Raw genomic sequence first — 9,214 nt, 5'->3', positions numbered from 1 at the left:
GCTTTTTCATGGCCTCGCCCTCGCTGTCGTTGGCTTCTATAAGAATGCCACCGTGGCGCACAGACGCCTCGGCTTGGGCGAGTCCATTCAATTACGGATTGTGTCGTTCCTGAACTGATCGGCATTAGGTATATACCGGGCCTTTTCGGGTGTTCGATTCACCCGCCAGGGTTGGTCACCTGGATATAAACCGCGTAGCTGCCCAACAGCACCCAAAAAGTGGCGAAAATCCACGGCGTACGCACGGAAAACAGCAACGACTTGCGATATCCCTTATGGGACGATTCCATCTCACTGAACAGTGGCGACTCATCGTAAGCAAGCCCCATCAAGGGCTCACTGTGCAGCAACTGACTCTGTTTGAAATGCCAGTGATCAATGATGTCGTATGCCGCGCGAATCCCCGGCCAGGCGTTGAGCGAACTGAGCAGCCCCAACAGTGCTAAAAAGGGTGGCACCACCAGCGTGAAGAGTTTTCCCCACTCAGGGTTGAGGTTAGACATGCACGATGCGAAGGCAATCACCAGAAACGATTGCGCCGCCAGGTAGGCGTCGGTGCGATTGGCCAGAATGCTGGTTTCATACTGGATTTCCCGGCGGTAGAAATCCAGACGCTCCTTGGGGGACCCGAACATCTTGGCGTTGTGTTCGGTCAGGGTTTCTTCAGCCGGGGCCTCGGTCAATATTCTGGGCACAAGAGTCACGCACGGGATGGAAAGCGTTTAGAAGTAACGTCTCCCGACAAGTTCAGCTGGAATGACAGACAAAGGAATCCGCGACCGAACTTTGAGCTCGCTTGGTCATTTCATGGTCGTGGCGATGATTTCCACCAGATTGAGTTGGGTAAAGGGTTTGGACAGGCGCGGAAGTCTGGTGGCGAAACCTTCCAGGCGTTCGGCGTAACCGGTGGCAAGGATGATCGGCAGGCTAGGCTTGATGATTCGGATAGCCTGCGCCAGTTCCGCGCCATTCATCTGTGGCATGGCCATGTCGGTGATGACCAGATCAATCGCCTGTTCACTGTCGAACATAGTCAGCGCCTGTGCGCCGGACGCGGCACTGATCACTCGATGCCCCAGGTCTTCGAGCAACAGACAGGTACTGGTCAACACCAGGCTGTCGTCGTCCACCACCAACACACACAGTCGGGGCACGGGCGGTGCGGCTTGCTCCTCGGCAACAGGTTTGGCGACTGAACCAGCGGTGGCGAAGGGTATCCACAGTTCGGCGGTTGTGCCTTTGTCCTTCAGGCTCTTGAGGACGAATCGGCCGCCCAACTGCTCGATAAAACCATGAACCATCGACAGCCCCAGGCCAGTACCTTTGCCTACTCCCTTTGTGGTGAAAAAAGGGTCCGTCGCCGATGCCAGCGTCACGTCATCCATGCCCTCACCGGTATCGGTGACACTCAGGCAGACATAACGACCGGGCGCCAGGCAAAGCTTCGTCTTGTCCAGAACAGCATCTGTCTGGGCACTGATCACGATTTTTCCGCCATGAGGCATTGCATCTCGAGCGTTGGTCACCAGGTTCAGTACCGCCAGTTCGAGCTGATTGACGTCGGCCAGGACCGGTTCAAGGTCTGGCGAAAAGCGCGTTTCGAGCACCACGGAAGGCCCGAGGGAGCTGCGCAACAGTCCGGTAATCCCTTGCACCAGCTTCGGGATCTCGACAGGTTCGGACTTGAGCTCCTGGCGTCTGGCAAACGCCAGCATGCGCTGAGTCAGGGTTACGCCACGCAGGGCACCCTGGGTGGCGTTGTCCACCAATCGGGTAATTCTCGGATCGTCCCCGACGCGTTTGCGGATGATCTCCAGATTGCCAAGGATGACGGTCAGCAAGTTGTTGAAGTCGTGGGCAATGCCACCACTGAGTTGACCGATGACCTGCATTTTCTGCGCCTGAAACAGCGCTTCACGGGTTTGCTCCAGGGTTTGCTGGGCTTGTGTGACTTCGGTGATATCACGGGTGATCTTGGCAAAGCCGAGTAACGTGCCGGTGTCGCCCCAAATCGGGTCGACCACGACATGTGCCAGGAACCGCGTACCGTCCTTGCGCACGCGCCAGCCTTTGTTTTCGAATCGCCCCTCACGTACTGCAATGTCCAGGGTCCGTTGTGGTTCGCCGGCCTCGCGGTCCTCCGGGGTGTAAAACATCGAAAAATGCTGGCCGATGACTTCTTCGGGCAAGTAGCCCTTGATGCGCTGAGCCCCGAGGTTCCAGTTGGTCATTCGGCCATCCGGGGTGAGCATGTAGATGGCGTAATCAGTAACGCTTTGAACCAGCAGGCGGAACTGCTGTTCGCTTTGCTTGAGGACTTCTTCGGCCATCTTGCGGTCGGTCAGGTCGCGGGTAATCTTGGCAAACCCCAGCAACTTACCCGACGGGTCGAGAATCGGATCAATGACGACGTGGCACCAGAAATGCGTGCCGTCCTTGCGAACCCGCCAGCCTTCCCCCTCGAAACGCCCCTCTCTGGTCGCCGTGTTCAGCGCTCGCTGGGGCAAACCGGCACGGCGATCCTCTTCGGTATAGAACCGCGAAAAGTGCTGCCCGAGGATTTCGGACTCCTCGTACCCCTTGAAGCGCCTGGCGCCGGCGTTCCAGCTGGTGATGATGCCATCGGGATCAAGCATGTAGATCGCGTAGTCAATCACAGCATCGATCAACAGGCGAAAACGACTGTCGTCGATGGCGTCGGCTTTGGTCCGATCCTCGTTCATTGATCTCTCACGTCGTTATCGTTTTTCTGGAGTATGCGACAAACCAGAAATTTGGAAAGTTCGAAAAAAACGCTGGGTGGCGGCTCTGGAACTTATGCCTCAGATTATTGGGTGGTCAGACGTTCGCTGAGTTGCAACAGAGGCTGGCGCAATCGACCACCAGCGCGGCAACAACTGCTTGACCTTACTATCGCCAAACCGGTCATCGATCAACATGACCACCCCTTGATCCTGCTGGGTGCGGATCACCCTCCCCGCCGCCTGCACCACTTTCTGCACGCCGGGAAACAGGTAGGTGTAGTCATAACCGGCACCGAAAATCGCCGCCATGCGCTGTTTCAACTGCTCGTTGACCGGGTTGAGTTGCGCCAGCCCGAGGGTGGCGATGAACGCTCCGATCAGTCGCGCGCCCGGCAAATCAATGCCTTCGCCAAACGCCCCGCCCAGCACCGCAAAACCGACGCCCTGACTGTCGGCGGTGAACTGATCGAGGAAGTCCTGACGCTGCCCTTCCCCCATGCCCCGGGACTGCGACCACAGATTGATGTGTGGGTGTTTCTCGGCCAGCAACTGCGCCACTTGCTGTAAATAATCGAAGCTGCTGAAAAACGCCAGGTAGTTGCCGGGACGTTGGCTGAACTGCCGGGCAATCAGCTCGACGATCGGCGCAAGGGATGACTGGCGATGGACGAACCGCGTGGAGATCTGGCTGACGATGTGCACTTGCAGCTGATCGGCGTGAAATGGCGATTCAACATCGATCCACACCGTGTCCGCCGGCGTGCCGAGCAGATCGGCATAGTAGTGGCGAGGGCTCAGGGTCGCGGAAAACAGCACGGTGCTGCGTGCAGCCGTCAGGCGTGGGCGAATGAAGCCGGCGGGTACCACGTTGCGCAGGCACAGCTGCGACAGGTTGCGTTGGCGGTCGAGGTCGCGCTTGCTGATGTCGAACAGGAACTGTTGATCAAAGAGCTCGGCCACCCGGCAAAATTGCAGCATGTCGAAATAGAAGTTCTGTAACGCGCCGTCCAGGCCTTGCGGATGATCGTTCAGGTAATCGCCGATGCTCGCGCTGCACGACGACAATGCCTGGAGCAGTTTTTCCGGCGCCTTGTCATAGGCCTGATAGGCGCCGAGTTGCAGGTTATGCAGGGCATTCCACTCACGGTTGACCCGTTGCAAGGGTTTTTTCAACGCATCGGGCGCGGTTTTTCGTACGCCGTTGAGGGTCGACTGGTCGAGGCTGGCGCTGTACATCTGCCGGCCGCGCTCCACCAGGTTATGCGCTTCGTCCACCAGCACCGCGACTGTCCAGTTATTGGCCTGGGCCAGCCCGAACAACAGTGCGCTGAAATCGAAATAGTAGTTGTAATCGGCGACCACCACGTCTGCCCAGCGGGCCATTTCCTGGCTCAGGTAATAGGGACAGACATCGTGTTGCAGGGCGACCTCACGCAAAGCGTTCTGGTTCAGCAGGGACAACTTGCTGGCCGCCTGGCGAGCGGCGGGCAAGCGATCATAAAACCCTTGGGCCAACGGGCAGGATTCGCCGTGACAGGCTTTGTCCGGATGCTCGCAGGCCTTGTCCCGGGCGATCATTTCGAGCACCCGCAAGGGTGGCGCGTCGGCGCTGTCGAGGATCACTTGCGCGGCGTCCAGCGCCAGTTTGCGCCCCGGGGTTTTCGCTGTGAGGAAGAACACCTTGTCCAGCTGCTGCGGCGCCAGGGCCTTGAGCATCGGGAACAGCGTGCCGACCGTCTTGCCGATCCCCGTGGGCGCCTGCGCCATCAAGCAACGACCGGTGCTGACGGCCTTGAACACCGATTCCGCCAGATGACGCTGTCCCGGTCGAAAGTCGGCATGGGGAAACGCCAGTTGTTGCGCCGCCCGATTACGCCCTTCGCGATGAGCCATTTCCTGTTCGGCCCAGTGCAGGAACAAGGCGCAATGTTGTTCGAAGAACAACCGCAGTTGCTCGACGCTGAAAGCCTCGACCAGGCAGGTTTCCTTTTCGCTGATGATGTCGAAATAAACCAGGGCCAGATTGATCTGCGCCAACTCCAGTTTCTGACACATCAACCAACCGTAAATCTTCGCCTGCGCCCAGTGCAGCTGACGGTGGTTGGCCGGTTGCTTGCTCAAGTCGCCGCGATAGGTTTTGACTTCTTCCAGGCAATTTTGCGCGGGGTCATAGCCGTCCGCCCGGCCCTTCACCTTCAACGTTTGATACAGGCCTTCAAGGGCGACTTCACTCTGGTAGCCCTCGCTGCGCCGGGACGCCACCGTACGGTGCCCGACAATCCCTTCCAGCGCCGTCGGCGAAGGCGTAAAACGCAGGTCGAGGTCACCGACCTTGGCGGTGAATTCACACAGCGCCCGCACCGCGATGTTGTAACTCAAGCGCCCTGCTCCGCCCATTGCACGTAGCAGACGGCAATCGGCATCTGGTGCTCATGACAGAACTCGAGCCAGCGCAATTGATTGTCTTGCAGGCGATCACCGGGGCCTTTGACTTCGATCATCCGATAGGTTTTGTCCTGCGGCCAAAACTGGATCAGGTCCGGCATGCCGGCGCGATTGGCCTTGATGTCCAACAGCAGTCGATTGAACCAGTGCTTGAGGTGTTCGGCCGGCAGGCAATCGAGTGCCTGATCGAGCAATTCTTCGCTCAGCACACCCCAGAACACGAAGGGCGACTGCACGCCCCACTTGTTGGCATAGCGTTCACGAATCGTCTGGCGGTAACGCCCGTCATCGAGTTCAGCCAGGCAGCTTTGGAACAGTTCCGCGCGACGTTCGTGAAAGTCCTCATTGAGCAGATCCACCGGCCCACGCTGGAACGGGTGGAAAAACGCCCCCGGCAACGGCGCGAAGATCGCCGGCCAGCACAGCAGACCGAACAGCGAGTTGATCAGGCTGTTTTCGACGTAATGCACCGGCGCCGACTCTTGCGCCAAATGCGCCTGAACGTATGACTCCACCGACAACGCCGGGTCGGTTCTGGGCAGTTGCAGGTCCAGGCGCAGCATTTCCCGTGGGGATCCGCGCTTTATCACCGGACCGCCCAGCTTGCGCCGCAGCCTGGGCAGCACACGCAGCAATTGTTGCTGCTCGGCGGCACTTTCCGGCGATTGCTCCACCGCGACGGCCAGGTCCATGGCCAGTTGGTATTCACCGCAGCGCTCCAACACGCGAATCAACCGCAGGCGCGCGCCGGGAAAAGCGCATTCGCGGTAGATCGTCAGTGCGGTAGAGAAATCCGCTATGCGCTCGCAGTGCTGACCGATATGGAACAACAGTTTGCCGCGACGTCTTTGCAGCCAGGGATTGCTCAGCGCCAGCCCTTTGATCTGCTCGACAATCTCTTCCACTGCTTCGCCGGCCTCGAAATGCTGCTGACACTTATGAAGAAAGAGGCAGGCGTCCACGTCTTCGCGACTGCGCAGGCCACGGGAGTCGGCGCAGAACTCGACTTTTTCATAGGTAAAGATGCCCAGGTCAGCCAGCACGAACTCGGACCAGTCCTGGTAAAGATTGCCGAAAAACATCAAGCGCAGCCGGTCGCACAGGCCCATGATGGTCAGGCTGAACAATCGGTCATCCAGCGACGGGCACCACTGGCCGAAGCTTTGAACCTGAGGAAACTGTTCGCTCAGTGCGGGCAGCCAATCGGTCTTCTTTCCCTTGGGCTGATCGATGGTGGCGCCAAAACATTGGAGAATTTCCGCCTTGAGCAGCATCTCGAACAGCGCTTCTATCGACAGCGGCAATTGCTCATCGATCCAGCCCAGCGCCAGCAGTGGGCCGGCGGCAATGGCGGTGTCGCCGATCTCGAGGTAATGCAGCTTGCTCGCCCGGAAGTGATTGCCCTTGCGCATCACCATCCTGACCAGCAACGCCCTGGACTCACGGGGCATCCGCTTGAACTCGCGGATGAAGTGTTGCTCTTCGACACTCAATACATCGGCATAGCGATGCTCAAGCCAATCAAGCACTTGCATGAAGTTGTTCAAGTAGTAGAACGGATCGTCGAGAGGGTTTGCAGTCACAGGGAAAAAGGCCATGGCGAGCGAGTACTGGTTATGCGTACAGATACCAGCTACGCCCTGCCCGGTGCAAACGGAAAAGGATAAGCGGCGGCGTTAATCGGTAATTTTTCGGATGGCTATGAACTTTCTGCCGATCCATCGCACAAACCGCCTTAGAGGTACAGTGACGATTGATTTCGCTCGTGGCAGTCGCGCTGCTTTTTTGAAGGATGAGAGGTAGTTATGAATATCAAGACTCTTGGCTTGCCCCTGGCGGTAGCGGCCTTTCTGGCCCTGGCCGGTTGCTCGACGCCAACGGTTGTGACGTTGCAGAACGGCACCCAGTATTTGACCAAGGACACGCCGAAAACCAAGACCAAGGACGGCTTCTTTGAGTTCGAAGATATTTCCGGGGCGAAAGTGAGGGTCAAGGCCGATGAAGTGACCACGATTCGGCAGGAAGACTAAATACCGCATTATCGTTCTTCGTCGGAACGCCGCCCGGAGCCGGCTCACTCCTACAAGGGATTTGTGAACGCCACAGATCCAATGTAGGAGCGAGCCTGCTCGCGATGAGGCCCGTCAGGCAATAACAACCCCTGAGCCGGACAAGCTATCCAGCCCAACCCCGACCAACGTCACCGAATCCCCCCCAAACGTCAGCACCGTGTCGTGCCCCACCGCCGTGGCATGCGCCCGATAGTCATCGTTCGGCGTCACCCCCTGAACCCCGAGAAACACCAGTTTGTCGCTGGCCTGGTAGCCAACCACCCGGTCCTGACCAAACGCGCCGCTAAACAGGAACGTATCGATTCCGCCCCCCGACTCCAGCAGGTCATTACCGGCGCCGCCGACAAACACGTCGTTACCGGTGCTGCCGATCAAATGATCATTGCCGTCCAGTCCAAACAGCCAATCGCCGCCAGCGTGTGCCTTGAGCGTATCGGCACCGGCGCCGCCCTTTACCGTTGACGCGTACTGGGTAAGGTTGTTGCCCGCCTTGAGGCCTTCTGCCGTGACGCTGTGGGTCACGTCATCCTTGAACAGCCCCCACAGAAACCCCGGCTCCTTGGTCACAATGCTGCCGATGTCGCGGGTCATGCTGATGCCGCCATTGGCGTCGCGGATGTACAGGTTGCCGGCGCCATCATTGGCGAAGTCGAAGTTTTTCACCGACTGCTGCACATCCAGCACGTTGTAGCCCTTGCCGCCCAGCAAGATGTTGTAGCCACCACCGTCGCGGAAGGTGTCGTTGCCATCGCGGCCTTCCAGATAGTCGTTGCCCCGGCCACCCTGGATCAGGTCATCGCCGTCACTGCCGATGATGAAGGTGCTGCCCTTGTGGGTTTCAGCGTTGCGATTCAGGTCCTGAACCCAAGTGTTGGCGCGCGCCGGATCCGACAGGTTGGCAACGATGATCGTCGAGTCTTTGCTGGTGAGGTCGTAGAACTTCGACTCGATCACCCGGTTCATGCCGTCGCCATAGGCGGTCGGCAAGTGCGAGATCCAGGTCGGGATGTTAAGGATGGAAAACGGCAGAACATTCCACGCGGTCGAGGCGTAGTGGTCGTTGAAGCTGACGATGTTATCGGTCGCCGACACCTTGGCGGCATCGTGCACGCCCACCGATGACAGGTTGAACGATGAGCCGTCGAGGGCGCGGTACACCGGATCGTTCTCGTAGCCGACGTTGAGCACTTTGTCGGTACTGCTTTGGGTCGGCGAGGCGTAAGCGATGTAGTTGGAATCCTGGTAGAACCCGTTCCACTTGCCGCTGCTCAAATCCGCCAGGCTGTTGACCGCCAACCCGCCGAGGCTGTGGCCGCTGACCAGCACGTCCTTGCCCGACAGGCCATTGGCCTGGGCAAACGCCGCGACGTCGCTCAGCAGATTACCGAAGGCTTCGCCGACGTAGTTTTTTGCATAATCCTTGGGCCCTAGCGCCGCCAGCAGATCGTTGATCACATCGCCGATGGAGTCGCTGATCTGGCTTTCCCGTGGGCCGCTGGTGCCGCGAAAGGCGATACCGATTTCGCTGAGATGACCCTGCGCGTCGTACTTGCCGAGGATTTCCACCTGAGCGCTGGTGTACCCGGCCTTTTCGCCGAAGAACGTTCCCCGTGCATCGACCTTGCCGTCATAGCCCAGTTGCGTGGCGGTGATGGGCGTCCAGCCGGCTTTCTGCACAGCATCCAGCGCGGCTTTTTCCGAATCGGGGTTCCATGGGATTCCGGGAATGACGCCCTGGGAGTCGGTCCCGCCGATCAGCGCGGTCACCAGTGTCGCCGGCAAGCCAAGGCCGAAGCCGTTGTGCTGATAGCCGGTGGCAAAGCCGTTATCCAGGTTGTGATAGGAATACAGCGTGATCGCCATTGCGTCGGTAAATAACGCTTTGGAATCGGCTGTACCGAAGTTTTTGTAGTCGTACACACCCATTGGTATTGCCTCTCTCTTTGTTGGAAT

Annotated in this window: 6 protein-coding genes; 1 reads left to right on the top strand and 5 read right to left on the bottom strand. The window is 58.7% G+C overall.

The window, feature by feature from the left end:
• Nucleotides 1-158: 158 nt before the first annotated feature.
• From QF010_RS08420 to QF010_RS08405, 4 genes are all read right to left on the bottom strand, one after another.
• On the bottom strand, nt 159-695 hold the full coding sequence (locus tag QF010_RS08420) for a hypothetical protein (RefSeq protein ID WP_033055210.1): 537 nt from the start codon (nt 693-695) through the stop codon (nt 159-161).
• Nucleotides 696-800: 105 nt separating this feature from the next.
• A complete protein-coding gene (locus QF010_RS08415; protein ID WP_429532873.1) occupies nt 801-2,723 on the bottom strand; it encodes a hybrid sensor histidine kinase/response regulator in 1,923 nt (640 codons plus the stop codon).
• A gap of 99 nt (nt 2,724-2,822) precedes the next feature.
• Nucleotides 2,823-5,123: an ATP-dependent DNA helicase gene (locus QF010_RS08410; RefSeq protein WP_429532872.1), complete on the bottom strand. Its 2,301-nt coding sequence runs from the start codon at nt 5,121-5,123 to the stop codon at nt 2,823-2,825.
• Nucleotides 5,120-6,787 (bottom strand): VRR-NUC domain-containing protein, encoded by a 1,668-nt coding sequence (locus QF010_RS08405; protein ID WP_429532871.1) that lies wholly within the window; start codon nt 6,785-6,787, stop codon nt 5,120-5,122. The genes QF010_RS08410 and QF010_RS08405 overlap by 4 nt, the downstream gene beginning before the upstream one ends.
• 207 nt (nt 6,788-6,994) lie before the next feature.
• Between QF010_RS08405 and QF010_RS08400 the strand changes: the two genes are divergently transcribed.
• A complete protein-coding gene (locus tag QF010_RS08400) occupies nt 6,995-7,219 on the top strand; it encodes a YgdI/YgdR family lipoprotein (RefSeq protein WP_033054933.1) in 225 nt (74 codons plus the stop codon).
• Nucleotides 7,220-7,333: 114 nt separating this feature from the next.
• On the opposite strand, the gene QF010_RS08395 is transcribed toward QF010_RS08400, so the two are convergent.
• Entirely contained in the window at nt 7,334-9,187 is a 1,854-nt protein-coding gene (locus tag QF010_RS08395; protein ID WP_429532870.1) for a polyurethane esterase, read from the bottom strand.
• Between the last annotated feature and the right edge of the window lie 27 nt (nt 9,188-9,214).

This window comes from Pseudomonas silensiensis (assembly GCF_050434865.1).
GTDB classification, from domain to species: domain Bacteria; phylum Pseudomonadota; class Gammaproteobacteria; order Pseudomonadales; family Pseudomonadaceae; genus Aquipseudomonas; species Aquipseudomonas fluorescens_W.
This window is presented reverse-complemented; position numbering and strand designations above follow the sequence as displayed.